Source organism: Gordonia sp. DT219, from assembly GCF_049847065.1.
GTDB lineage: Bacteria > Actinomycetota > Actinomycetes > Mycobacteriales > Mycobacteriaceae > Gordonia.
The window spans coordinates 1-25,016 of record NZ_JBNCNR010000002.1 but is presented as its reverse complement, the minus strand read 5'-3'; the positions used below and the strand labels follow the sequence as shown (position 1 = coordinate 25,016).

General features: G+C 68.6%; 23 protein-coding genes and 1 pseudogene. 13 read left to right on the top strand and 11 right to left on the bottom strand.

Annotation, left to right across the window (positions count from 1 at the left end; genetic code table 11):
• Positions 1-48 precede the first annotated feature (48 nt).
• On the top strand, positions 49-1,509 hold the full coding sequence (locus tag ACPXB3_RS03480; protein ID WP_425706055.1) for an aminotransferase class I/II-fold pyridoxal phosphate-dependent enzyme: 1,461 nt from the start codon (positions 49-51) through the stop codon (positions 1,507-1,509).
• Positions 1,510-1,515: 6 nt separating this feature from the next.
• Here ACPXB3_RS03480 and ACPXB3_RS03475 read toward each other — a convergent pair whose 3' ends face one another.
• Both ACPXB3_RS03475 and ACPXB3_RS03470 read right to left on the bottom strand, forming a co-directional pair.
• Positions 1,516-2,694: a zinc-dependent alcohol dehydrogenase gene (locus tag ACPXB3_RS03475; RefSeq protein ID WP_425706056.1), complete on the bottom strand. Its 1,179-nt coding sequence runs from the start codon at positions 2,692-2,694 to the stop codon at positions 1,516-1,518.
• 87 nt (positions 2,695-2,781) lie between these two features.
• Positions 2,782-3,477, bottom strand: a complete 696-nt coding sequence (locus ACPXB3_RS03470; protein WP_425726451.1) for a PAS and ANTAR domain-containing protein — start codon at positions 3,475-3,477, stop codon at positions 2,782-2,784.
• 202 nt (positions 3,478-3,679) lie between these two features.
• Between ACPXB3_RS03470 and ACPXB3_RS03465 the strand changes: the two genes are divergently transcribed.
• Entirely contained in the window at positions 3,680-4,414 is a 735-nt protein-coding gene (locus tag ACPXB3_RS03465; protein ID WP_425706058.1) for a GAF and ANTAR domain-containing protein, read from the top strand.
• Positions 4,415-4,430: 16 nt separating this feature from the next.
• On the opposite strand, the gene ACPXB3_RS03460 is transcribed toward ACPXB3_RS03465, so the two are convergent.
• From ACPXB3_RS03460 to ACPXB3_RS03430, 7 genes are all read right to left on the bottom strand, one after another.
• Complete coding sequence (locus ACPXB3_RS03460) at positions 4,431-6,203, bottom strand: glycoside hydrolase family 15 protein (protein WP_425726449.1); 1,773 nt, start codon at positions 6,201-6,203, stop codon at positions 4,431-4,433.
• A gap of 32 nt (positions 6,204-6,235) precedes the next feature.
• A complete protein-coding gene (locus ACPXB3_RS03455) occupies positions 6,236-6,700 on the bottom strand; it encodes a CinA family protein (protein WP_425726447.1) in 465 nt (154 codons plus the stop codon).
• A 48-nt stretch (positions 6,701-6,748) separates the two neighbouring features.
• Positions 6,749-7,735 (bottom strand): UDP-glucuronic acid decarboxylase family protein, encoded by a 987-nt coding sequence (locus tag ACPXB3_RS03450; protein ID WP_425726445.1) that lies wholly within the window; start codon positions 7,733-7,735, stop codon positions 6,749-6,751.
• Positions 7,728-8,972, bottom strand: coding sequence for a glycosyltransferase (locus ACPXB3_RS03445; RefSeq protein ID WP_425726443.1), 1,245 nt, complete (start codon positions 8,970-8,972; stop codon positions 7,728-7,730). Before ACPXB3_RS03445 ends, ACPXB3_RS03450 begins: the two co-directional genes overlap by 8 nt.
• Positions 8,969-9,934 (bottom strand): glycosyltransferase, encoded by a 966-nt coding sequence (locus ACPXB3_RS03440; protein ID WP_425726894.1) that lies wholly within the window; start codon positions 9,932-9,934, stop codon positions 8,969-8,971. The genes ACPXB3_RS03445 and ACPXB3_RS03440 overlap by 4 nt, the downstream gene beginning before the upstream one ends.
• Positions 9,935-10,228: 294 nt before the next feature.
• Positions 10,229-11,140: a glycosyltransferase family 2 protein gene (locus tag ACPXB3_RS03435; RefSeq protein WP_425706063.1), complete on the bottom strand. Its 912-nt coding sequence runs from the start codon at positions 11,138-11,140 to the stop codon at positions 10,229-10,231.
• Complete coding sequence (locus ACPXB3_RS03430) at positions 11,137-12,051, bottom strand: glycosyltransferase family 2 protein (protein ID WP_425706064.1); 915 nt, start codon at positions 12,049-12,051, stop codon at positions 11,137-11,139. The genes ACPXB3_RS03435 and ACPXB3_RS03430 overlap by 4 nt, the downstream gene beginning before the upstream one ends.
• Positions 12,052-12,216: 165 nt before the next feature.
• Here ACPXB3_RS03430 and ACPXB3_RS03425 point away from each other — a divergent pair, with 165 nt between their 5' ends.
• From ACPXB3_RS03425 to ACPXB3_RS03390, 8 genes and pseudogenes are all read left to right on the top strand, one after another.
• The gene (locus tag ACPXB3_RS03425; protein WP_425706065.1) at positions 12,217-13,845 is read left to right on the top strand and encodes a carbamoyltransferase family protein; all 1,629 of its coding nucleotides are present in this window, start codon (positions 12,217-12,219) and stop codon (positions 13,843-13,845) included.
• Positions 13,838-15,340 (top strand): HAD-IIIA family hydrolase, encoded by a 1,503-nt coding sequence (locus ACPXB3_RS03420; RefSeq protein WP_425726441.1) that lies wholly within the window; start codon positions 13,838-13,840, stop codon positions 15,338-15,340. The genes ACPXB3_RS03425 and ACPXB3_RS03420 overlap by 8 nt, the downstream gene beginning before the upstream one ends.
• Positions 15,337-16,266 (top strand): annotated as a pseudogene (locus ACPXB3_RS03415) (glycosyltransferase family 9 protein); the annotation flags it as partial. The gene ACPXB3_RS03420 and the pseudogene ACPXB3_RS03415, both read left to right, overlap by 4 nt.
• A 156-nt stretch (positions 16,267-16,422) precedes the next feature.
• Positions 16,423-16,986 (top strand): D-sedoheptulose-7-phosphate isomerase, encoded by a 564-nt coding sequence (locus ACPXB3_RS03410; RefSeq protein WP_425726892.1) that lies wholly within the window; start codon positions 16,423-16,425, stop codon positions 16,984-16,986.
• Complete coding sequence (locus ACPXB3_RS03405) at positions 16,983-18,353, top strand: PfkB family carbohydrate kinase (protein ID WP_425726439.1); 1,371 nt, start codon at positions 16,983-16,985, stop codon at positions 18,351-18,353. The genes ACPXB3_RS03410 and ACPXB3_RS03405 overlap by 4 nt, the downstream gene beginning before the upstream one ends.
• An 86-nt stretch (positions 18,354-18,439) precedes the next feature.
• Complete coding sequence (locus ACPXB3_RS03400; RefSeq protein WP_425726437.1) at positions 18,440-19,141, top strand: SDR family oxidoreductase; 702 nt, start codon at positions 18,440-18,442, stop codon at positions 19,139-19,141.
• A gap of 24 nt (positions 19,142-19,165) precedes the next feature.
• The gene (locus ACPXB3_RS03395; RefSeq protein ID WP_425726435.1) at positions 19,166-20,101 is read left to right on the top strand and encodes a glycosyltransferase family 9 protein; all 936 of its coding nucleotides are present in this window, start codon (positions 19,166-19,168) and stop codon (positions 20,099-20,101) included.
• On the top strand, positions 20,094-21,353 hold the full coding sequence (locus ACPXB3_RS03390; protein WP_425726433.1) for a nucleotide sugar dehydrogenase: 1,260 nt from the start codon (positions 20,094-20,096) through the stop codon (positions 21,351-21,353). Before ACPXB3_RS03395 ends, ACPXB3_RS03390 begins: the two co-directional genes overlap by 8 nt.
• A 22-nt stretch (positions 21,354-21,375) precedes the next feature.
• Here ACPXB3_RS03390 and ACPXB3_RS03385 read toward each other — a convergent pair whose 3' ends face one another.
• Complete coding sequence (locus ACPXB3_RS03385) at positions 21,376-21,651, bottom strand: DUF6480 family protein (protein WP_425706071.1); 276 nt, start codon at positions 21,649-21,651, stop codon at positions 21,376-21,378.
• Between the two features lie 169 nt (positions 21,652-21,820).
• On the opposite strand from ACPXB3_RS03385, the gene ACPXB3_RS03380 reads away from it, so the two are divergent.
• Genes ACPXB3_RS03380 through ACPXB3_RS03370 form a run of 3 tightly spaced genes read left to right on the top strand, consistent with a single transcriptional unit; the run spans position 21,821 to position 24,125 of the window.
• A complete protein-coding gene (locus tag ACPXB3_RS03380; RefSeq protein ID WP_425726431.1) occupies positions 21,821-23,194 on the top strand; it encodes a glucose-6-phosphate dehydrogenase in 1,374 nt (457 codons plus the stop codon).
• Positions 23,195-23,214: 20 nt separating this feature from the next.
• Positions 23,215-23,745 (top strand): SRPBCC family protein, encoded by a 531-nt coding sequence (locus ACPXB3_RS03375; protein ID WP_425706073.1) that lies wholly within the window; start codon positions 23,215-23,217, stop codon positions 23,743-23,745.
• Positions 23,742-24,125, top strand: coding sequence for a DUF427 domain-containing protein (locus ACPXB3_RS03370; protein ID WP_425706074.1), 384 nt, complete (start codon positions 23,742-23,744; stop codon positions 24,123-24,125). Before ACPXB3_RS03375 ends, ACPXB3_RS03370 begins: the two co-directional genes overlap by 4 nt.
• A 180-nt stretch (positions 24,126-24,305) precedes the next feature.
• Here ACPXB3_RS03370 and ACPXB3_RS03365 read toward each other — a convergent pair.
• Positions 24,306-25,016 (bottom strand): DUF222 domain-containing protein (locus tag ACPXB3_RS03365; RefSeq protein ID WP_425726429.1); only part of this gene is annotated, 711 nt, incomplete at its 5' end.

Sequence of the window (25,016 nt, the reverse complement as noted above, 5' to 3'; positions counted from 1 at the left end):
GGCCGCGGCCTATCCCCGTGGCGTACGCACCTGGTTAGTATCGGGCGCGTGGACCACTCGCGCGCACCATTGTTGGAAGCACTTGTGTCATACCGGAGCCAGGGTCGCTACGGTTTCACCCCGCCCGGGCATCGCCAGGGCCGTGGTGTCGACGAACGCACTCTCGAGGCCATCGGTGCCGAGGCATTCGGCTCGGATCTGTTGGCCTCGGGCGGCCTCGACGACCGGCGGACGTCGAACGGTTACCTCGCATCCGCCGAGACGCTGATGGCCGATGCCGTCGGTGCCGACATCGCCTTCTTCTCCACATGCGGAAGTTCGCTGTCGGTCAAGGCGGCCATGCTCGCCGTGGCCGGCGGCAGTCGCGGCGAGCTCCTCGTCACCCGCGACGCCCACAAGTCGATTGTCGCGGGCCTCATCTTCTCCGGCCTGCAACCACGCTGGGTACGTCCCCGCTGGGACACGACCCTGCATCTGACTCATCCGCCCTCGCCGCAGGCGGTTCGCGAGGCATGGGAGCAACGGCCGGAGGCCGCCGGACTGCTGATCGTCAGCCCCACTCCCTATGGCACCTGCGCCGACATCGGCGCCATCGCCGATATCTGCCATGAGCGCGGCAAGCCGCTGATCGTCGACGAGGCGTGGGGCGCCCACCTGCCGTTCCACGACGAGTTACCCACCTGGGCGATGAACGCCGGCGCCGACGTCTGCGTGGTCAGCGTGCACAAGATGGGCGCCGGATTCGAGCAGGGCTCGGTCTTCCACGTGCAGGGCGACCTCGTCGACCGCTCTCGGCTCATGCAATGTGCCGACCTGCTGATGACCACGAGTCCCAGCGTGCTGGTGTATGCCGCACTCGACGGCTGGCGGCGGCACATGATCGAGTCGGGAACGGAATTGCTGGGCCGCGCACTGAGTTTGGCACGAGCCGTCCGTGGCGAGATCAACGCCATCGACGGCCTTCGGGTCATGGAGGACGAGTTGCTGCGTGAGCAGGCCAGCCACGACCTCGACGAACTCCAGGTCCTCATCGACGTCAGCGAAATGGAGGTCAGTGGCTACCAATGTGCCGATTGGCTACGCGACAGGCGACAGCTCGACGTCGGGCTCAGCGACCACCGCCGGATCCTCGCGACCATGTCGATGGCCGATGACCAGCGCAGCGCCGACCGGCTGTTGGCGGCCCTGCGTGATCTCGCCTCGGCCGCACCGGGATTCGAGACACCGCCGCCGATTCACCAACCCGGTCCCACCGGGCTCGAACTCGAGACCCGCATCCTGCCGCGCGACGCCTTCTTCGGCGACACCGAGGCCGTCCCGCTCGATCGGGCGGCCGGACGTGTGGCCGCAGAACAGATCACGCCGTACCCACCGGGTATCCCGGTGGTGGTGCCCGGCGAGGTGCTCGACGACGAGGTGCTGGAGTACCTGCGCACGGGCAAGGCCGCCGGGATGAATCTGCCCGATGCCGCGGACTCCGAGCTCGATACCATCAAGGTCGTGCGGTGAACCGGCTCAGGGCTTGAGGATGATCTTCACCGCGCCGTCGCGCTTGTTTTGGAAGATGTCGTAGGCGTGTGGCGCCTGGTCGAGTGAGAGTTCGTGCGTGGCAAAGGTATCCACGCCCAGCGGGTCGTCATCGGTGAGTAGTGGCAGGATCTCGGGCACCCAACGCTTCACGTTCGCCTGGCCCATCCGCAACTGGATCTGCTTGTCGAAGAGGGTGAGCATCGGCAGCGGGTCGGCGGTTCCGCCGTACACCCCGATGAGCGAGATGGTGCCGCCGCGGCGCACCGTGTCGATGGCGGTGTAGAACGCGGCCATCCGGTCGACCCCGGCGTTGCGCATGAGCGGGTCGGCCACCGCATCGGGGAGCATGCCCACGAGGCGCTGGGCGAGCTGATTGACCGGTGAGCCGTGGGCCTCCATGCCCACCGCGTCGATCACCGCATCGCTGCCCCGGCCGTCGGTCCGTTCACGAACGGCTTCGGCGACGTCATCGACCGAGTCGAGGTCGATCGTCGTGGTACCGCGGTCCTCGGCGCGTGCGAGCCGTTCGGGAACCCGGTCGACGGCGATCACGCGGGCCCCGCGGTACGCGGCGACGCGGGTGGCCATGTCGCCGATCGGGCCGAGGCCCAGGACGGTAACCGTGCCGTTGTCGGGGATGTTCGCGTATTCGACGGCCTGCCAGGCGGTAGGCAGCACATCGGAGAGGTAGACGTACCGTGAGTCGGGTGCGTCGTCGGGCACCTTGATGTGGGTGAACTGGGCCTGCGGGACGCGGAGGTATTCGGCTTGCCCGCCGGGCACCGAGCCGTAGAGCTTCGAATATCCGAACAGCGCTGCGCCCATGCCCTGATCGCGGACTTGCGTTGTCTCGCACTGGGTGTAGAGCTGCTCGTCGCACATATGACAGGTGCCGCACGAGATCTGGAACGGGATCACCACCCGGTCGCCGACGTGCAGATCGCCGGCGTCGGCACCGACCTCCTCGACGACTCCCATCGGCTCATGACCCAGGATGTCCCCGGGATTCATGAAGGCCCCGAGCACCTCGTACAGATGCAGATCCGATCCGCAGATGTTGGTCGAGGTGACCTTCACGATGGCATCGGACGGCTTCTCGATCCGCGGATCGGGCACCTTGTCCACCGACACCTTGCGTTTACCCTGCCACGTGACTGCTCGCATCCTGCTCTCCTGATCGGCCGGCCTTTGGAGTCAGCGTGCCCAGCAGGGTGTCGACTCAAACTCGCGCGGCCGGCCGGGGCGCGCCGGTCACTCGTCGTCGGTGGGAGGCGCCGCGGTATCGGTGTCCTGATGTGCGGTGAGCAGCAGATGGTCGAAGGAGTGCCGGGCGCTGTCGGGAATCGAGATGGCCTGGCTGCCCGCGATGATGTTGCGGCACAGGATGCTGACCTTGACGTTCGTCACCTGGGAACGCCACTTCAGCACCTCGAAGGCCTGGTCGGCGCTGACCCGGTAGGTGAACATGATCATGCCCTTGGTCTGCTCGATCACGCCCTGGCTCTTCCGGAACCGGTTGACGTGATGATCGATCTGGGCCTTCACGATCCGGGAGTCGAGTCCGTCCATGTCGAGGTAGAAGCCTTCGGTGCCGATCGGGGTGCCGGACTCGTCGACGATCGGCTGGCCGATCACCATGATGTGGTGCACCTCGCCGCGGGTGTCGATGATGCGGTGGCGACTGGAGAAGACACTGTGGTTGGTCGCCATCTCCTCGACCAGGTGCTCGAAGTCGTTGCGGTCGTCGGGATGCTTGTGCCCGGCCAGCAGTTCGGTGGTCGGCTCGACCTCGCCGGGCGCGTATCCGTGCAGCCGCGCCACCTCGTCGGACCATTCCCAGGACTGGGTGTCGAAGAAGAACCGGAAACTTCCGACCTTGTCGGCATCCGCGGAATCATCGAAATCAGCGCCACCGAGACCAGCGTTGTTTCCCACATCATCGAGCACTGTTCCAACCTCCACAACAACATGCAGCAGCGGTGCCGGCGGTCTCGGGCACGATCACTTTACTCACACCCCGTCCGTGCTGCGTAGTGGCCTTGGTCCCGCCGAACAGGCGCGGTCGACGCCGTTCGGGTGCACACTGCAAGGGTCCGGGCGCGGCAGCGCCGAAATGTTCGTGCCGCGCATCGGCGCAAGTTCGAGGAGGATGAGTGCGGTGGAACCGCCGACCTACGCGCGGATCGCCGAGTTGGCGCGCACCGTTCACGGCGCCCCGGAGGCCGAGTTCGGTCCGGATCAGGTGCTTCGGCGGATGACCGAGTCGGCGGTGGAGATTCTGCCCGGCGTCGACTACGCCGGCGTCACCCTGGTGACCCGCAGCGACCGCAATGGCAGGCCCGAGCTGGCGTCCACCGCCGAGACCGGCCCGATCGCCCGGCAGTTCGACGACTTGCAGCACGAATACGGCGACGGGCCCTGCTTCGAGGCGATCTGGCAGGAGCGCACCGTGGGCATCGCCGACGTCGAGACCGAGGTGCGGTGGCCGGAACTGATGCACGCCGTGCGGGAACGCACCCCGATTCGGTCGACCCTGTCCATCCAGCTGTATGTGGGTGATCGCGAACTCGGTGCACTCAATCTGTTCGCGGCGTCACCGAATGCCTTCGACCAGAAGAACCGGGACCTCGCCAGGGTCCTGGCGACCCATGCGGCGATCGCCCTGAGCTCTGCCCGCCGCGGGCAGCAGTTCCGCAGCGCCCTGGCCAGCCGCGACATCATCGGCCAGGCGAAGGGCATGATCATGGAGCGCTATCGGGTCGACGCGGTGCGCGCCTTCGAGATCATCCGGCAACTGTCCCAGGAGTCCAACATCCCGGTCGCCGAGGTGGCCGTACAGATCGTCGCCGCCGAGGAGGTCGGCGACCGCGAACCCACCTCGTGAGCCGAGGGGTCGGGATTCAGCCGTCGACCGTGCCGACGAGTGCGTCGGCGGCACGGACGAACGCCAGATGCGACAGCGCTTGCGGCACGTTGCCGACCTGCCGCTGGTGGACCGGGTCGTACTCCTCGGAGAACTGGCCGAGATCGCTCGCGGTAGCGGTGGCCCGCCGCATCAGTTTTCGGGCGTCGTGGTGCCGGCCGCTGCGCGCGTATTGCTCGACGAGCCAGAACGTGCACGCCAGGAACGGATATTCGGTACCGGACACGCCGTCGACGCCCGTCTCCGACCGGTAGCGGTGGACCAGCCCGTTGCGCATCAGGGTGCGCTCGATCTTGTCGACGGTGGCGAGCATGCGCGGATCGTCGGGGTCGCAGAATTCGACCTGCGGCAGTTGCAGCAGTGCGGCATCGACCTCACGGGTGCCCGAGTACTGGACGAAGTTGCCGTCGTCGGGATCGACCATCTGACTCTCGATCTCGGTGCGGAGCTTGTCGCGCAACTGCTTCCATTTCTCGAGCGGGCCGGTCAAATCGAAGTCCTCGATCGCCCGCACCCCGCGGTCGAATGCGGCCCACTCCATCACCCGTGAATGGGTGAAGAACTTCGGTTCGCCCCGCATCTCCCAGATGCCCTGATCGGGGCGGTCGAGGTAGGCCTCGACCCGCTTGATCAGATGGCGCTGCAAGGGCCACGAGAAGTCCGTCTCGGCTAGCCCCGCGGTGCGTGCCACGTGTAGTGCGACGAGCACCTCCCCGAGGGTGTCGGCCTGGAATTGCCCGACCGCGGCGTTGCCGACCCGCACCGGCGTCGAGTCGTCGTAGCCCGGCAACGGCAGCTCCCGCTCGGGCAGATCCCGTTCTCCGGCAACGCCGTACAGGATCTGCACCTGCTTGGGGTCGCCGGCGATCGCCCGCATCAGCCAGATTCGCCAGAAATCGGCGACGTGCAGGAAGCCATGGGAGATCAACACGATCAGGGTGAGGGCGGCGTCGCGCAGCCACACATATCGGTAGTCCCAATTACGTTCGCCGCCAGGCATTTCCGGCAACGACGTGGTGGCCGCGGCGACGATCCCGCCGGTGTCCGGATTCGACAGTGCACGCAAGGTGACCAGGGACCGGACGACCTGGTCGCGGTAGGGGCCCTCGTGTTCGATGTGCCCGGACCACTCGATCCACCAGTCGCGGGTCGCCGCCAGGGCGGCGTCGACGTCGAGCGGCTCGGGATGCGGGCGGTACGAGTGGAACCAGGTGAGCACCAGATCGTGGTGGTCGCCGGCGCCCACCGACACCGTCGCGTGGTGCACGTGATCTTCCGCGTGTAAGGCCACCCCGCGCACCAGTACCGCGTCCGGTCCGGCGATCGCGAGCAGCTCGGGCTGCTCGTCGCCGGTCTGCTGCACCCACGGCACCGAGCGTGCGTAGTCGAATCGCATCCGCAACTCGGTGGTGAACTCGACGGTGCCGCTGATCCCGACGATGCGCCGCACCACGTCGACGCGTGCGCCGTCGATCGGCATGAACTCGTGGACCTCGGCGATCCCGGTCTCGGTCTCCCATCGGGTCACCAGGATCATGGTGTCGCCGTCGTAGCGCCGGCCGGCGGGTGTGGATTCACCGGTCGGCCTCAGGGCCCAGTTCCCGTGGTGATGCGACCCGAGCAGGGCCGCGAAGATCGACGAGGAGTCGAATCGCGGCACACAGAGCCAGTCCACCGAACCGGACCGGGAGATCAACGCCCCGGTCCGGCAGTTGCTGATGAGTGCGTAGTCTTCGATATGGGTGGTCACGAGACGATTCTGCCGTCTTTGCCCGCGCGCGCTCAGGACAATCCGTCAACCAGCAGTTCGAGCGCGTGAAGGGTGGTGGCCTCGACGATCTGCGACGGCTCGCCGTCGAATCGGTGCTTGCTCGTCTCGGTGCGCCCGTGGGTGCACACGCCGAACCAGACGGTCCCGGGGGCGTCCTCCTGGGGTTGGGGGCCGCCCTCGCCGGTGACCGCGACGACCAGATCGGCTTGCAGTAGTCGAGCCGTCGACTCGGCCATCGCCGCCGCCGCCGCGGCCGAGACGATCGGGCCGTCGGGCACGCGGAGCAGTCCGTGCTTGACCTCGGGCCGGTAGGCGACGACGCCACCGGCGAACCAGTCTCCAGAACTCTCGGCCCGGCTCAGTGCCGCGGCGATGCTGCCGCCGGTGAGGGATTCGGCGACCGCGATGATCGTGTTCTCCTCGCCTTCCCCGGCCAGGCGCGACAGCGTGGCGCAGAGGTCGCTCTGCTCACTCATCGGGTGTCGGCCCACCGATGATGAGCGGGATTGCCGGGATCGTGACCGTCACACCGCATGATCGGCGACCGCCCGGGCCGCCGCCACCGGGTGACGGCGGTTTCCGACGAACCAGGAGACGGTGCGGCGCAGGCCTTCCTCTGCTGACACCCGAGGCGTCCACTTCAGTTCGCGGCGCGCCACGCCGATGTCCGGGCAACGGCGGACCGGATCGTCGACGCGGGCCGGGTGATGCTCGACGGACATGGATCCGCCGGTCGCGTCGACGATGATCTCCGCGAGATCGAGAACCGTCATCTCGTGCGGATTCCCGATGTTGACCGGGTCGCGCCACGACGAGTCGCCGAGTGCCATGAGTCCGTCGACGGTGTCGTCGACGTAGCACAGTGACCGGGTCTGGGTGCCGTCGCCGAATACCGTGAGCGGCCGGCCGTCGAGGGCCGCATCGATGAACGCCGGCACCACGCGACCGTCGTCGACGCGCATCCCCGGTCCGTAGGTGTTGAAGATGCGGGCGATCGACGTGTCGGTCCCATACTCGCGGGCATAGGCCATGGTGAGCGCCTCGGCGTAACGCTTGCCTTCGTCGTACACCGAGCGCGGCCCGACGGAATTGACGTTGCCCCAATAACTTTCGACTTGGGGATGTTGTGCGGGGTCGCCGTATACCTCGCTGGTCGATGCCAGTACGTAGCGCGCGCCGGAGCGTCGGGCCACCTCGAGGGTGTTCCGCGTCCCCTCCGACGCGCAGCGGATCGTGTGCACCGGCCGTCCCAGGTAATACTCCGGCGACGGTGGACAGGCCAGGTGGAAGACGAGGTCGACGGCGCCGAGCGCGGGCAGCGGGTCGACGACGTCGTGCCGGATGAGCGTGAAACCGTCGTCATCGCACAGGTCGGTCAGATTTGCCTCCGAACCGGTCGACAGGTCGTCGACGCACACCACCTGTGCGCCACGGGCGAGCAGACGCGTGCACAGCCGGTGCCCGATGAGGCCGGCACCACCGGTGACCAGGACACGCTGGCGCTCACGCATGGGACCGGTCCCTCGTCTCGGATTCGGCCGGGGTGTTGCCGCGGGCGGCGACCACCCGTCGGTAGATACGCGCGGTCTCCGACGCCACCCGCGCCCACGTATACCGGGTACGCACCCGTTCGAGACCCGCTGCGGAGTAGCCGTCGATCCGATTGCGATCGGCGAGAAGGGCATTGAGCGTTTCGGCGAGTGCGTGCGGATCGCGTGGCGGCACCAGCTCGCCGCAGACCCCGGACGCGACCGTGTCACGCAGGCCGCCGACGGCGGCAGCGACCACCGGGGTACCGGCCGACATCGCCTCGAGGGGCACCATGCCGAACGGTTCGTACCAGGGTGTGCAGAGGACGAGATCGCCACACTGCAGGATCGCGGGCATCATGTCGCGGTCCATGCGACCGGTGAGCAGCACACGGTCGGCGACGCCGAGTTCCTGCGCGCGAGACCACAGGCGCGCACCCTCCGGGTCGTCGAGGACATCGCCGTCGGCGGGCCCGCCGACGATCACGAGTTCAGTATCGGGTACCTCGGCCAGTGCCTCGATGGCAACCTCGAAACCCTTGCGCGGCACCAGCCGTCCCACACTCACCACCCGATGACTCGTCCGGCGCGGCGTCAGCACGGCGGGCGGATCGGCGGGTGCGGCGAAGGCATCGAGGTCCACTCCGCACGGTACGACCGTCACCCGGTCGGTGGGTGCGCCCATCCGCGAGAGCGCGAACACCTCCTCGGTGCACGTCGCCGCGATCATGTCGGCGTGGCGGGCGATGACGGTTTCCATCGCGATCCGCGACGGCGGGCTGGTGTCCTCGCTGCCCTGGAAGCGGCGCTTCTCGGCGCCGAGGGCGTGATAGGTGACGACCACCGGGAGACCGAGGGGCTTGCCGGCCAGGATCGCTGCGAGACCCGACATCCAGAAGTGCGCGTGGATCACGTGCGGACGGTCGGCGATCAGTGCTTCGCCGAGTTCATCGGCGAACGCCCCGAGGTGCGGAAAGATGTCGTCCTTCGGGATCGACTGCGGCGGTCCGGCATTGATGTGGTGTACCCGATAGCCCGCGTCCGCGGTCACCACCACGGGGGCGTGCTTGCGGTCACGACGGGTGTAGACGGTGACGTCGTGGCCGTCGCGGGTGAGTGCGGCGGCGAGCTCGGCGACGTGTACGTTCTGCCCACCCGCGTCCGGCCCGCCGAAGTCGGCCAGTGGGCTGGCATGTTCGGACACCATGGCGATCTTCATTTCACTTCGGCCTTTCGTCCCGGTGCGGGTGAACTGAGTTCACAGACCGCGTACATCTGCTGATCCCAACGTTCGAGAAAACGCGTCAAACCGAACCGCTCCAGGGCCCATTCGCGCGCGCGTTTACCCGCGAGCCGCGCGGCGGTCGGCTCCGCGACGAACTCGGCCAGCGCCGCGCCGAGGGTGTCGACGTCGTTGGAGACGACGCCGGCCCCTTCGGGAACGGCGGCGGGGGCCTCGGTGGTGCCGACCGCCACCACCGGCATCCCGAGGTGCATCGCCTCGATCAGGGAGAGACCGAGCGACGTCCAGCGCGCGGTGTGGACGAAGACGCGGTGGGCGGCCACCTCGGCGTGCAACTGTGTCTGATCGAGATCACCGCCGCCGCGAATGTCACCGAGACCGGGATGCCGCGACTCGAGACCTGTTGTACCGATGCCGTATACATCGATCCCGCTCCATCGCGACAGTGGGGCGAGGAGATCGGTGCCGGTGATCCGCCAGCGCCGGTCGGGCTCGTTGATCATGGTCGCGGCGCGGTCGACGGTGCCGGTGTAGAGGTATCCCGGATCGACGATGCCGTGGTCGATGGTGGCCGTCCGGGCCCGGCCGCAATCACACATCAGCCGGTTGAAGTCGGTCACGTGCACGATCGGGATGGCGTCCTGATCGGCGAGGGGGTGCCGACTCGTCGCCGCGTGCTCCCGCGGCGTGTTGTGCTCGACGTAGACGGCCGGGAGATCGCGGCCGGGGCGCCGCCCGGTCCATCGTTCGGTGAGTTCGATCTCCTCGGGCCGCTGCAACACCACCAGATCGAGGTCGGCGGATCGTAATTCGCCCGGGGAGATCTCGATCGCCCCGGCCGGCCAGTCCCGGCCGGCACGGCCGCGACCGTCGGGATCGTCGGCGTCGCCCGTGGTGGGGATCAGATATCGGTGGCCGCCGCGCACGAAGGCACTCATCCAGGATCCGTGTACATGCCAGGCGAGCACCGTCAGCCCGGGCGAGAGCTCGGCCGGGCCCCGTGCCAAAACGTCGACGGACCGCGGCGGATCGATGCGATCAACGGATCTGGTCACCGGTACTCTCCTTGGTCTTCTGCTCTTCTGGTCTTCTGGGCATTCAGGTCATCTGGGCATTCTGGTTGGCGCGGGCACTTGCGTTGCAGGCCGGAATACCCGTCGGCGCAGGTGCCAAACATCACCCGGATACCGGTGGGTGTGGCGGTGACCGCGGTATTCATGTCGATCGGCCCGTCAACCGACGTATTGCCTTGCGACCGAATGGTCCTGACTGTGTTCGAGCGTCCGCAGTCCGGCCTCGACGTGATCGGGCACCACCTTGCGATGGCGCAGCACCCAGCCGGCGGACCGAGCCGCCTCGGCGACGGCACCGAGCGTGACACGGTCGCGTGGAGCGGAGGCGACGATGCGCCACGAACGTTGCAGCGCGTGGATCGCCGGGCGCCGTAACCACAACGTCCACAGGGTGTTTCGGATGCCCAACTGGCGTCGGCGGGTCGGGTCGCGGCGCACCGACGGTCGATGGTGGATGACCATCTGCTCATCCCAGACCATGTGCCAGCCCGCGGCCGCGAGATCGAGTGCGAGCAACTCCTCCTCGCCACCGAGCCAGTAGCGCTCGCAGAAGCCGCCGGCCTGACGGAACGCGTCGGTGCGAATCATGGTCAGCCCGGCCATGATTCCCAGCAGTGCGGGGCCGGGCATCCACTCGGGCCGCCGAAGCGGTGACCCGCGCATCTCCGGGGTGATGGGGTCCTCGGCGAGTTCCGGCTCGACGAGACACTTCCCGGTCACCGTCGCCAGCCCGGGGTGGGCGTCGAGCAGCGCGACGCCGCGCTCGAGCGACCCGGGTTGCCACACCGTGTCGTCGTCGCAGAACGCCACATACGGGGTGTGCACCCGCTCGATCGCGATGTTGCGGCCCACCGCGCCGGCGTTGTCGGGCAGCCCGATCACCTCGACACCCGGATGCCGGGTCTGCACCATCTCGACGGTGCCGTCGTCGGACCCGTTGTCCACCACGATGACCCGTACGTCACCCACCGTGGGCTCCAGCCGGGTCAGCGTCTGGTCCAGTTGGTCCCGGCGATTATGGGTGATCATCACGACGGTCACCCGCGAGGCCGTCGTCGCGAATTCGGTCATCGGCCGGCCTCCAGGGCCACCAGATCCCGCTCGACCTCAGGGGGTAGTCGAACCCGGTGCCGTAGGGCGCCCGGCAACGCCGACAGTGCCCGGCCCAGATGGCCGGGCGGGACCTCGCGCCGCAGCAGCGCACCGAGCAGCGTGGCGCCCGAACGTGCGGCACGAGGTAACGGCCGACGCATCGCATCGGTCAGCACGGAGTTGGTCAGTTCGCGGCCGCGCCGGTCCGACGGTGACCGCATCGGTGACGGGTGGTGATGGACGACCAGCTCCTCGACGTAGCACGCGTACCAGCCGTCGGCGGCGAGATCCATTGCGAGCAGCGCCTCTTCACCCACGAATCCCAGAACGGGCGAGAATCCGCCGACACTGCGGAAGGCGTCGACCCGTACGACCGTCGCACAGGCGAGGAAGCCGAGTACCCGCGGACCCGGTAGCGAGGCCGGCCCCGGCAGCGTGCTCGCGGCGAGTTCGGCGTTGATCGGGTCGGGCCGGTTCTCCGCATTCACCAACGTCCGGCCGGTGAGCGCCCCGACCTCGGGGTGCGCGTCGAGTACCTCGACCGCGGCATCGAGACTGCCTGGCGCCCACCAGGAGTCGTCGTCGCAGAAGGCGACGTAGGGAGTGTCGGCCAACGTAACCCCGTGATTGCGTCCGAGCGCACCGATGTTCTGCGGTAAACGGACATAGCGCACCATCGGATGCGCCGCCGCGTGGCGGCCCACCACATCGGCGGTCGCATCGGTGCCGGCGTTGTCGACCACGATCGTCGGCGGCATCCCGCCACGGTCGAGTTCGGCCAGCGTCCGGTCGAGTTCGGCGCAGCGGTTGTGGGTGATGATCACCACGGTGATCGCCGGCCCATCGCCCCCGCGTCTGTCTTCGGGGCCCAGCGCTTTGTCGGAGTCCATGGCACGCCGTCTACCCGGCCGGTGACCGGGCCAAACGTCGAGCATCGAGGCCGAGCCGGACGCGGCGTGCAGGCCCGTGACCGGCGAATTCCCTATAGGTGGTTTCGAGTCGGTGGCGACGGGTAACCGCCCGTCATCAACCGAACGAGACTCGGGGAGGACAGAGTGCGGGTCCTGGGTATCAATGCCGTCTTTCACGACTCGGCGGCAGCGCTGGTGGTCGACGGGCAGGTGGTGGCTGCCGCCGAAGAGGAACGTTTCAGCAGACGCAAGCACGGCAAACGGCCGGTGCCGTTCTCCGCGTGGGAACTCCCGGAGAACGCGATCCGCTGGGTGTTGTCGCGAGCCGGCCTCACCGGCGCCGATCTGGATGCGGTGGCGTACTCCTACGATCCCGATCTGGCCGCCGACCATGGTCCGGGCCTGGATCCCGGATCCGAGCCGATCCGCACCGACTTCGCCCGGCGCGCACCGCTTTTCCTGCGCACACTGCTCCCCAGGGTCGACCTGGGCGGCTTCGTGTTCGTCCGCCATCACGTGGCGCATGCGGCGTCGGCCGGTCTCCTGCATCCGCGGGGAGATTGTGCCGTCCTGACCTGTGACGGGCGTGGGGAGAACACGTCGATGCTGGCCGGGCACTACCTCGACGGGCAGCTGAAGATCCTCGCCGAACAACAACTGCCGCATTCGCTGGGACTGTTCTACGAGGACCTGACCGAACATCTCGGGTTTGCGCGCTCCAGCGACGAATACAAGGTCATGGCGCTGGCTTCCTATGGGCAGCCACGGTTCGCCGCAGACCTGCGCGAGCGGGTCCACGCGACCTCGGGCGGACATTTCGTCACCGAACCGATCGACTGGGACGGCTTCGTCCCACGACGCGAACCGACCGGGCCCTTCGATCCGCAACACGCCGACCTGGCGTGCAGCGTGCAGATGGTGACCGAAGAGGTGCTGCTCGAGCTCACCACGTGGCTGCACCGGGCCACCGGCGCCGCGCACCTCGCCATGGCAGGCGGCACCGCGCTCAATTGTGTTGCGAACACCCGCATTCACCACGAGGGCCCCTTCGAGTCGGTGTGGGTACAACCCGCCGCCGGCGACTCGGGCACCGCACTCGGTGCGGCGCTGGCGGTTTCGGCTGACGCGGGCGACACCATCGCACCATTCCCCGGCGCCGACCTCGGCCGCGAATTCGACGATAGGGACATCGCCGCACAACTGACCGCCGCCCGCGTGCCCTTCGAGCGGCCCGACGACATCGGCGCGGCCTGCGCACAGATCCTCGCCGACGACGGCATCCTCGCGTGGTTTCAGGGCCGGTCCGAGTTCGGGCCGCGGGCACTAGGGCATCGGTCGTTGCTGGCCAACCCATCCAACGAACGAAACCTCGAGCGGATCAACGACGTGAAGGGCCGCGAACAGTTCCGGCCCATCGCCCCGATGGTGCTCGCCGATCGCGCCGCCGAGATCTTCTCCCGCGGCCCGATTCCCAGTCCTTACATGCTCTTCGTCCACGATGTCCACCCCGACTGGCGTGTCCGGTTGCCCGCGGTCACCCACGTCGACGGGACGGCGCGCATCCAGACGGTCGACCGTGAGTCGGATCCGCAGACCGCGCACCTTCTCGAGTGCGTCGCGGAGAAGACCGGGGTGCCGGTGATCGTCAACACGAGCCTGAACACGGCCGGCCGCCCGATGGTCGACAGCGTGCTCGACGCCCTCGAGCTGTTCGGGTCGGCGCCCGTCGACGCGATGGCACTCGGTCCGTTCCTGGTGCGGCGGCATGACTGACCAACTCACCTATGCGGTGGTCATTCCCACGATCGGTCGAGACGCCCTCACCGATCTGGTGGGGGGCATCCTGGCGGGCCCGGCACCGCTGCCCGAGGAGATCGTCGTCGTCGACGATCGGCGCGATCCCGATCCGGCCTTGCGGATGCCGTCCACGGAGGCCTGCCCCACGCGGGTGGTCGCCAGCGACGGCCACGGTCCGGCGGCGGCGCGTAACCGTGGCTGGCAGTCGGTGTCGGCCGAATGGGTGGTCTTCGTCGACGACGACGTGCAGTTGCCCGCGGACTGGACCCGGCAGGTGGCCGACGATTTGCGAGTACTCGATCGCAGTATCGTCGCCAGCCAGGCCCGGGTGCACGTTCCCGCGCCGTCGGGGCGGCCCACCGACGACCAGCGGCGCACGCTCGGATTGGCCGGGGCGCAATGGATCACCGCCGAGATGGCCTACCGGCGCAGCGTGCTGCTGGAGGTCGGCGGCTTCGATCCTCGATTCCCGCGCGCCTACCGCGAGGACTCCGACCTCGGCCTGCGGGTGTCCCGCGCCGGCCACGAGATCCGTTCGGGGGAGCGCGTCGTCGACCATCCGATCGCCCCGGGCGGGTTCCTGCGCAGTGTGAAGGTCCAGGCCGGCAACGCCGACGACGCCCTGATGCGCCACAAACACGGACGGAATTGGCGCGCCGCGACCGGGGCCGGGCCCGGGCGCCCGGGTCGGCACCTGTTGACCGTGCTGGCTGCGGCTGGTGTCGTTGCCGGAGTGGGTTTCCGTCATCGGCGGCTGGCCGTGATATCGGCAACCGCTTGGGCCACTGCACTTCTCGAGTTCGCCCTGCGGCGGATCGTGCCCGGACCGCGCACGCCACGCGAAGTGGCCTCGATGCTGCTGACCAGTGCGCTGATCCCGTTCGCGGCGATCACGCATCGGCTGCGCGGTGAGTGGCACGTCCGCCGCCCGCGTGCCCCGCGCCGTCCCGCCGTGGTGCTGTTCGATCGCGACGACACCTTGATCGTGGACGTGCCCTACCTCGACGACCCGGATGGGGTCGACCCGGTCCCGGACGCCGTCGAAGCACTGAGCGCATTGCGCCGCAACGGAATACGCACAGGAATCATCAGCAACCAATCCGGCGTGGGCCGCGGACTCATCAGCACCGATGCGTTGGCGCGGGTCAACGCGCGGGTGAGCGAGTTGCTCGGTCCCTTCAACACCTGGCAGGTGTGTCCGCACGCCCCCGACGCCGGCTGTTCCTGCCGTAAGCCGCTGCCGGGCATGGTCCGCCGGGCCGCCGAAGAGCTGGGTGTGCCCGCATCCGAGTGCGTGGTCGTCGGCGACATCGGCGCCGACGTCGAGGCCGCACGAGCGGCCGGAGCCGACGCGATCCTGGTGCCCACCAACCGAACCCGGCCCGAGGAGGTATCGGCGGCGCGCGAGCACGCCCGAGTCGCCTCCTCGCTGGTCCATGCCGTGGACCTGATCATGGGTGCGAACCGATGACCGCGGAATCGACCGGTCCGCTCACCGGGCGACGCGTGTTGTGCGCCCGTCTGGACTCGGCCGGCGATGTGCTTCTCGCCGGCCCGGCCTTGAGAGCGGTTGCGCAGCAGGCGCGCTCGCTGACTCTGCTGGTCGGTCCGGCAGGAGAGCCGGCCGCCCGCCTGCTCCCCGGAATCGACGACGTCGTGGTGTACGACGCGCCGTGGAGCGGGGTCGAGTCGCCGCCGGTCGGCGCCGCCGAGATCGCCGCGCTGTGCCGGCGTCTGCACGGACACGACGCCGCCCTCATCTTCACGTCGTTTCATCAGTCATCGCTGCCGTTGGCCTTACTGCTGCGGATGGCCGGTGTCGGGTGGATCGGAGCGGTGAGCGAGGACTATCCGGGCTCGTTGCTCGATCTACGGTTACCGCCGCCGGGTGAGGTGTCGGAGGCACAACGCATGCTGGAGCTCGCCGAGGCCGCCGGCGCGCCCGCCGATGCGGACGGCTCGCGGCTGCGAGTGCTCCTCCCGGAGATGCAAGCGCCATTCGAGGGCGACTATGTGGCCATCCATCCCGGCGCCGCAGTGCCCGCGCGAATGCCCACGCCCGCCCACACCGCGCAGATCGCCGCAGCGCTGCGTCACGCAGGCCGCCATGTGGTGGTGACGCACGGGCCCGGTGAATCCGATTGGGCTGCAACGGTGGCACAGGAATCCGACGCCGAGCCGGCGTCCACGCCCACCCTCGGACATCTCGCTGTGGTGCTCGCCGGTGCCCGGGTGGTGGTTTCGCCGAATACCGGACCGGCCCACCTCGCCGCCGCCGTCGGCACACCGGTGGTCTCGCTGTTCGCACCGGTCGTCCCCGCGGCACGCTGGGCGCCCCACGGTGTGCCGCGGGTGATCCTCGGCGATCAGCAGGCACCATGCCGGATGACGCGGGCACGCACCTGCCCGGTAGCCGGACATCCGTGCCTGGACTCCATCGCACCCGATGCGGTCGTCGCTGCGGTGGATTCGCTGTGGCACCAGAATCCTTTGACGCACAACGACTCTCCGGATCGCTCCGGAATCGCCACCGACGACGGTTGGGAGACCGACATGATCGAACAGCACTTCGCCGCGTTGTCCCGAGCGGCGCAGGCCGCCACGTCCGCGGCTCCGGTGATCCGGTCGTGGGCCACTCGACTCGCCGACATGTACGCCCACGACGGGCGACTCCTGGTGTGCGGCAACGGTGGGAGTGCCGCCGAGGCGCAGCATCTCACCGGTGAACTGGTCGGCCGCTTCCGCTACGACCGGCATCCGCTCTCGGCGATCGCGCTGCACTCCGACGGCACCGCACTGACGGCCATCTGCAACGACTACGGCGAGGAGAGCGGGTTTGCGCGGCAGGTCCGGGCGCACGGCCGGCCCGGAGACGTCGTATTCCTGCTGTCGACGAGCGGCGAGAGTCGCAACATCCTCGCGGCGGCGAAAGCGGCGCAGGAGATGGGGCTGCGGACGTGGTCGATCACCGGGCCTGCACCCAACTCGCTGGCCGGGAGCAGCGACGAGAACATCGCGGTCGAAGCGGACACGGTGGCGACGGTCCAAGAGATCCACCTGATGTTGATCCACGCCCTGTGTCTCGCCCTGGACGGCGAACTGGGGGTGCGCGTATGAGTGCGCCGCGAGTCGTCGTCATCGGTGACACCCTGCTGGACCGCGACATCGTCGGCACGTCGACCCGGACGTCGCCGGAAGCGCCGACGGCGCCGGTCGTCGACGCCGACGAATGCCGCGAGAGCCCCGGTGGCGCAGGCTTGACCGCGATTCTCGCGGCGCGCCGGGGTGCCGAGGTGACCCTGGTGACCGCACTGGCCGACGACGCCGCGGGATGGCGGCTCGATGCTGCGCTCGCCGAATACGTCGACGTCGTGGCGTTGCCGCTCGACGGCGAAACCGTCTGCAAGACAAGGATCATCGCCGACGGCGCGCTGGTCACCCGGGTCGACACCGGCCACGGCGTCGCACGTGCCGACGTGCCGATCGACAAGGCCTGCGACGCGATCGGATCCGCCGAGACTGTATTGGTGTCCGACTACGGCCGGGGCGTCACCGCGATCGGCTGGTTGCGCGATCGTGTCGCCGAGGCCGCGCTGCGCGGTACGCCGGTGGTCTGGGATCCGCATCCGCGGGGCCACGACCCGGTCTGGGGCACGACGTTGATCACCCCCAACGCCGACGAGGCGGCGCGACTCGGATTCGATTGGCGCAGTGCGCCTGCCGATACACCACGGTGTTGGTCGGGTGCGTCGTCGATCGTGGTGACCTGCGGCGCCGACGGAGCCGTCCTGATTGCCGGCGAGGCGACGAGTGCGTCGGCGCCTCCGGTGATCCCGGCCGAGCTCGCGACGATGCCGCTCGATACCTGCGGCGCCGGTGATGCTTTCGCCGCTGCGGCCGCGCTCGCGCTCGCCGGTGGACGCAGCGTGGCGCAGGCCGTCGCCGACGCCGTCGGGGTCGCCTCGGCGCTGGTGCACGGCGGTGGGGTGAAGCAGTGGGCACACCGGGCCGTTGACGACGAGTCGGTCCTCGATCTGCTACTGCGTCCGGCCCGTGAGGCGACGTCGCGTCGCGACGGCACGCTGGTGGCCACCGGCGGATGTTTCGACCTGCTGCACGTAGGGCACATCTCGCTCCTGCGGCGGGCGCGTGAACTCGGCGACCGTCTCGTCGTGTGCCTGAACTCCGACGAGTCCATCCGCCGCAACAAGGGGCCGGGCCGCCCGCTGGTTCCCGCGCAGGACCGGGCGCGGGTGTTGCATGCGCTCGAATGTGTCGACGACGTCATCATTTTCGACGACGACACCCCCGAACGTGTGCTGGCCTCGCTGCGGCCGGACGTGTGGGTGAAGGGCGACGACTACGACCCCGATGCCATGCCGGAGACACCGGTGGTGCGGGCGCACGGCGGGCGGGTCGTCGTGCTCGGCCGGGTGCCCGGTCACTCCACCACCCGCCTCGCCCGCGCAGCCGCCGCATCGTGACAGATCCCGACAGAACAGATCCCGACAGAACAGATCCCGACAGGACAGAAGCCGACAGAACAGGAGCCGACATGACAGGAGGCGACATGACACGGGCAGACACCGCACCCGGAACCGTGTTGATCACCGGAGGAGCGTCGGGGCTCGGCGCGGCCACGGTCGACGCGGTACGCAAGGCCGGCGGCACACCGCTGGTCCTCGACCGGGCCGAACCCGCACCGGGCGTGGAGCATCGGCGCATCGACCTCGCGGATACCGCCGCGGTCGGGGAGGCGATCGATGATCTGGTGGCCGCGACCACCGGCCGCCTCGACGGCGTGTTGACCGCGGCCGGTTCGGATGCGTGCGGCCGGCTCGAGGACGTGGACCGCGGGCCTTGGGAACAGGTCATCTCGGTGAACCTGCTCGGCACCGCGGCGGTGGCCCGCGCGGCGATCCCGCATCTGCGCCAGACGCACGGCCGCATCGTGACCTGCGCGTCCACGCTGGGGCTGCGGGCGCTGCCGGACGCCACCGCATACTGCGCGTCCAAATTCGGTGTCGTCGGATTCTCGCGGGCGCTCGCCGCCGAACTCGCCGGTGAGGTGGGCGTGACCACGCTGGTGCCGGGCGGGATGTCCACCGCGTTCTTCGACGGTCGGCCCGACCAGTACAAGCCACCGGCCGATGTGCGCCTCAACGATCCGGCCGACGTCGCCCAGACGGTGCTCTTCGCCCTGTCGCAGCCGTCGGGTTGCGAGATCCGCGAACTGGTGGTGTGCGAATCCACCGAATCGTCCTGGCCCTGACCGGGTCGCCGACCGGAGACCGAGATGACTGTGAACATCCTGGTGCTGCGGGCGCTGGGACTCGGCGATCTGTTGACCGCGGTCCCGGCCCTGCGGGGATTGCGCCGCGGATACCCCGACGCGCACATCACCCTGGCCACCCCGGACCACCTGCGTCCGCTGGTGGAGCAGATCGGCAGCGTGGATCGGTTGCTGCCCGTGAATGGACTCGAAGCCCGCATACCGCGGTGCGACCGGGTGGACATCGCGGTCAATCTGCACGGTGCCGGGCCGCAGAGCACCCGGCTGCTTGCCGATACCCGTCCGCGCGAACTGATCACGCACGCCCATCCGGACCTTCCGGGCGTGGCGGGTCCGGAGTGGCAGGCGGATCTACACGAAACCCGTAAGTGGACGCGGCTGCTCGAGTGGGCAGACATGCCCGCCGACCCGACGGATCTGCATCTGAACCGGCCGCACACATCCGGGCGTCACGATGGCGTGATCGTCGTGCACGTCGGTGCGGCGGCGGCAGCACGGCGATGGCCCGAGTCGGGTTTCGCCGAGGTCGTCGCAAACCTGGCCTGCTCGGCCGAGGTGGTGCTGACCGGCAACGAGGCCGAGCGGCCCAGCGCGCTCGCGGTCGCCAACGCCGCCGGACTCCCCGACGAGCAGGTCCTCGCCGGCCGGCAGGATCTGACCGAGCTCGTCGGGCTGATCGCGTCCGCGCGCCTGGTGATCTGCGGCGACACCGGGGTCGCGCACCTCGCCACCGCCTATCAGACCAGTTCGGTGGTGCTGTTCGGGCCCACCCCGCCTTCGCTGTGGGGCCCACCGAGTTCGCCGCGTCATCGCGTGCTGTGGTCCGGCACCACCGGAGACCCTCACGGCGACACGACCTTTCCCGGCCTGGCCGCGATCCGTCCGGAGCAGGTGCTCGCTGCCGTCGACGACCTGAACAGAGAGGTACTGCATGCGTGACGAACTCGGTGAACCGCACACGGGGCAGGCGCGGACCGTCGGGGTGATCGGCGCCGGATACGTGGGTGCGACCACCGCCGCCGCGATGATCCGCCTCGGCTGCCGCGTCGTGGTGATCGACAACGACGCCGACAAGGTGCGCCGACTGCAGCAGGGGCACTGTCCACTCGCCGAGCCCGGATTGGATGACGCATTCGCCGCCGGGCGCAGCGAGGATCGGCTCCTGTTCGGCACCGAGCTGTCGCGTCTCGCTCCGGCCACGGTGGTCTTCGTCTGCGTGCCCACGCCCGGTCGCCCCGACGGCAGCGCCGACACCTCCGTCGCCGACTCGGTGATCGACGACGTCGTCGTCCATCTCGCCGCCGACTCGGTCATCGTGGTGAAGTCGACGGTGCCCGTCGGTACCGCCGACACCATTCGAAAGCGATTGGCACACCGGCAGATCGAGGTCGTGTCCAATCCCGAGTTCCTTCGCGAGGGCCGGGCGCTGCACGACTTCCTCGAACCCGACCGCATCGTCGTCGGCGGCGCCTCACCGGACGCGGTGAACGAGGTGGCCGCACTGTACGACGGGCTCGACGCGCCGCTCATCCGCACCGACAGCCGCTCGGCGGAGCTGGCGAAGTATGCGTGCAACGGCTATCTCGCGCTCAAACTCTCCTACGTCAACGAACTGTCCGACCTGGCGCACGCGGTGGGCGCCGACATCGGCGTCACCACCGAGATCATGGGACTCGATCCGCGCATCGGGCCCGCGCATCTGACGCCCGGCCCCGGCTGGGGTGGCTCGTGTCTGCCCAAGGACAGTCAGGCGCTGCTGGCCTCCGCGTCGGAGACCGGAATCGGCCTCACCACGATCAGTGCGGCCGTCGACGCCAATGACGACCGCGGGCGCCGGATCGCCCAGCGGTTGGCCGAACTCGCCCGGCGGCGCAACCCCGAGCGGCCGACGGTGGCCATCCTCGGACTCACCTTCAAGGCCGGCACCGCCGACCTTGCTGCGTCACCCGCGCTGCGAATCGCGGGGCACCTGATGGACGCGCGTGTGGCGGTGGTCGGTCACGATCCCACCATCTCGCCACCGAGTCGGGTGGGCGAGGTGGTGGACGTCGAGGTGGTGGACGTCGAGGGGGTGGACGTGTTGCCGACCGCCGCGGCCGCGCTGGACCGCGCGGACGCCGCCGCGATCCTCACCGACTGGCCGGAGTATCGCGAACTGCGCGCCCGCTGCGACATCGTCCCGACGGCGTGAAGGATTCACGTTCTCCGGGAACTCACCACACGACGAAGATGGCGACCAGGATGAACACGATCACGATCAGCGCCACCGCGACCAGCGCGAGTCTCCCCGTGTAGGGAAACCGCTGGGCCATCGGTGCTTCCTGATGGGAGAGGCCCGACGTCTGCGGCGATTCGGGCGGGGTGTCGCCCGGGCGCACCGAACCGCCCGGTTCGAGGCCGGGCGTCTGCGATGGGTCCGGGTTGACCTCGCTCGTTGGGTCCTGGGTGCGGCGGTCGGTGTCACTGTCACTGGGGTCGTCACGATTCATTTACGCTTCCTCACCGTCGAGCTCGTGGGAGTTCTTTCCAGAGCGGTTACCCGCCGCCGCGATATCTACACCCGCGATCTCTGCACCCGGGACGCGCGCGCCGAAGAATGCGTAGGCTTCGAACAGGTGCCGCACCGGCGCGTCGATCGGCGTCGATCAGAGGAGAAGCATGTCCGAGACCACCTTGATCATCTTCGGTGCCACCGGAGATCTGACCAAGCGGCTGCTGTTACCCGCCTTGGGGCAATTGCTGGACGGTGAGCCGGATCGGCAGGTGCATCTGGTCGGGGTCGGTCGGTCGGAGCGGGCCGACGACGACTGGCGTTCGGAGGTGCGGGAGGCCTTCGGCAGCGATGCCGGCCCCGCCGCCAGCGCGCTCGCCGGCGAAACCGTCTACCGCCAAGGGGATCTCACCAAGTCGGCGGATCTCACCCGGCTTCTCGGTGAGGCAAAGGGTCGGCCAGTGCTGTATTTCGCGGTGCCGGCCGCGATCACGCAGCGCTCTTGTGAAGCGTTGCGGGATGTGAACATTCCGGACGGCACGATTCTCGTGTCGGAGAAGCCGTTCGGTACCGACGAAGCCGGCGCGCACGCGCTCAACGAGTTGCTCACCGAACTCGTCCCCGAGCGCCAGGTTTTCCGCGTCGACCACTTCCTCGGGCAATCGGTGCTGCTCGACCTGCTCAGTGTCCGTTTTGCCAATCGCATGTTCGAGCCGGTGTGGTCCGCCGATCACATCGAGTCCGTGGTCATCCGATACGACGAGGATCTCGGTCTCGAGGGCCGCGCCGACTTCTACGAGAAGACCGGTGCGCTGCGCGACATGGTGCAAAGCCATCTGTTGCAACTGTTGTCGGTGGTCGCGATGGATTCGCCCGCGTCACTGGGTGAACGCGATCTGCGGGATGCGACCGGCGCGGCCCTGCGTGCGGTCCAGATCTGGGATGACGACCCGGTCGCCCACTCCCGTCGGGCCCGCTATACCGCCGGTGAGGCCGGAGGCAAACATCTACCGTCCTACGTCGACGAAGACGGAGTGGATCCGTCACGCAACATCGAGACCCTGGCGGAGGCGACCTTCGAGGTGCGCACCGCCCGGTGGCAGGGCGTGCCGTTCACGCTGCGCTCGGGAAAAGCACTCGAACCCGCGACCAAGGAGATCGCCCTGACCTTCCGCCCGGTGCGCCATCTGCCCGAGCAGTTCGGCAGCACCGTGGCACCGAATGTGTTGCGGCTGAGGTTCAGTCCGGATGTCATGCGCGTGGAACTCAACATCCACGACGGCGCCAACCCATTCGAGATCAAGGCGATCGGGTTCGACGCCGACCTCGGCCATGGGTCGTTGCGGGCATACGCGGAGGTGCTCTCGGGGATTCTCGACGGCGACGCCACCCTGGCCGTTCGGGGCGACGCGGCCGAACAGTGCTGGCGGATCGTGCAACCCGTGATAGACGCGTGGAACGCGGGCAAGGTGCCGCTGGAGGAATATCCGGCCGGCAGTTCCGGCCCGGAATCGTGGCCCCGGCTGGGAGCCGGGTCATGATCAGAGCAGGATCGTGAACCATGGGACCGACGATGCGGATGTTGGTGGCCGATGTGACGGTGGATTTCGCCGCCGATCGCGATGACGTCTACCGCTATCTGACCGATCCGCGTCACCGCCCACTGTGGCAGGCGAGTTTGCGCCGCGTCGACGGCGTCATGGATCTCGGTACGCCGGGCGGCGTCGGCTCGAGTTGGACCGACGTCACGGCCGTCCCGTTCGTCAGCTCGGCGATGGAGGTCGTCGAGAGCACCGCTGGGCGACGCTGGCGGGAGATCGGGCGGTGGGGGCCGGTCGATGCCGCGCTCAGCCTGGAATTCGCCGACCACAGCGCGCAATCGACCTGCGTGCAATCGACCAGGGCGCAGTCGACGAAGGTCCGGGCCCGTGCGCACCTGACCGTGCCCGTCCTCGCCGCACCGGCGCTGTACTTGGTGCGGTCGCTCGCGCCCGCGGCGGTGCGTGGCGATTTACACAAGGCCGCAAGCATCCTCGACGCGCGGGCGCTTGGCGCCCGCAGTAGCAACATCCACCACCAGGAGGCATCATGACCGACCGTCCCACTCTCATCCCGGACGCCACCCATCCGATCACCGTCGATCCCACACCGGGTCGGGTGCGGATATGGTTCGGCGATCAACTGATCGCCGACACCACGCATGCGCTGACTCTGCGCGAGGCGACATACCCACCAGTGCAATACATTCCACGTGCCGACGTCGATGCGCAGGTACTCACCGACAGTGCACATTCCACCTATTGCCCGTACAAGGGTGAGGCCGGATATCACGGGCTGCGAGCCGCCGACGGCACCGCGGCCGCAGACAAGGCCTGGTTCTACGCCGATCCGTACCAGGCCGTCGCGCCGATCGCCGACCATCTCGCGTTCTACCCCGACGCCGTACGCATCGAGACCGAAGAGCCTGCGTAGCCGCGTTCACGTGTCGCCATCTTTTCACGTGTCGCCATACACGGGGCGTGGGCCGAAGCCCTATGAAGTTCTCAACGAACGGTCGCGGTCCCGGCAAGCCGGGTGCAGGGTCAGAAAGGCGTTGTGGGTAGGGCAGTTTCAAGCAGCTGAGTTCAGGCGGCTGGTGTCAGGCGGCCGGTTTCAGGCAGCGCTGTCGAGGCGTAGGGTGCGCCGGTTGTAGGCCGGCAGCGGTCGTCGTCGGGGATCGACCGTGGCGGGTGGGATCAGCCACGGATGCCGGTCGAAGCCCATCACCACATCCCACCCACTATCGTGGACGTCGTGGTGACAGCTGGTGCACAGCAGGCAGCCGTTGTCCAGGTCGGTGGCCCCACCGTCAACCCAGCTGACGAGGTGGTGCGCCTGGGTGCGCGATGCGGGCGCACCGCACTTGATGCAGGATTTGTCGCGCAGTAGCAACGCTTTTCGTTGGGCTGGAGTGAACAGACGCTTCTCGCGACCCACGTTCAGCGGCACTTGGTCGCCGTCGACGATGACGACGGTAATCCCTGCGTCACAGCCGAGAGTTTTCGCGGTGGCGGGCGTGACCGATCCCATGAACTCCAGCGCGGAAAGCTTCGGGGTGTCGGCCGGGATGGTCAACAGCACCCCACCGGTCGGCTTGCAGGACACCGTCTCGTCGGCGAGGCCCTTTTGGGTGAGCTCGAGGATCGCTTCGAAGGCGTCAGCACGTTTGCGTTCGGCCGGCCGCGGATCGTGCGATCCGTCGGGCTGAGGCTTTGGCGCGGACAGTGTTTCGACGAGGCTGTGCAGCTTCTCCCCGGCGACCGCATCGAGATTCGCGCGCACGTCGAGCCGGCCGTCGCTGGTCTTGTGGTAGCCGAGTTCGTT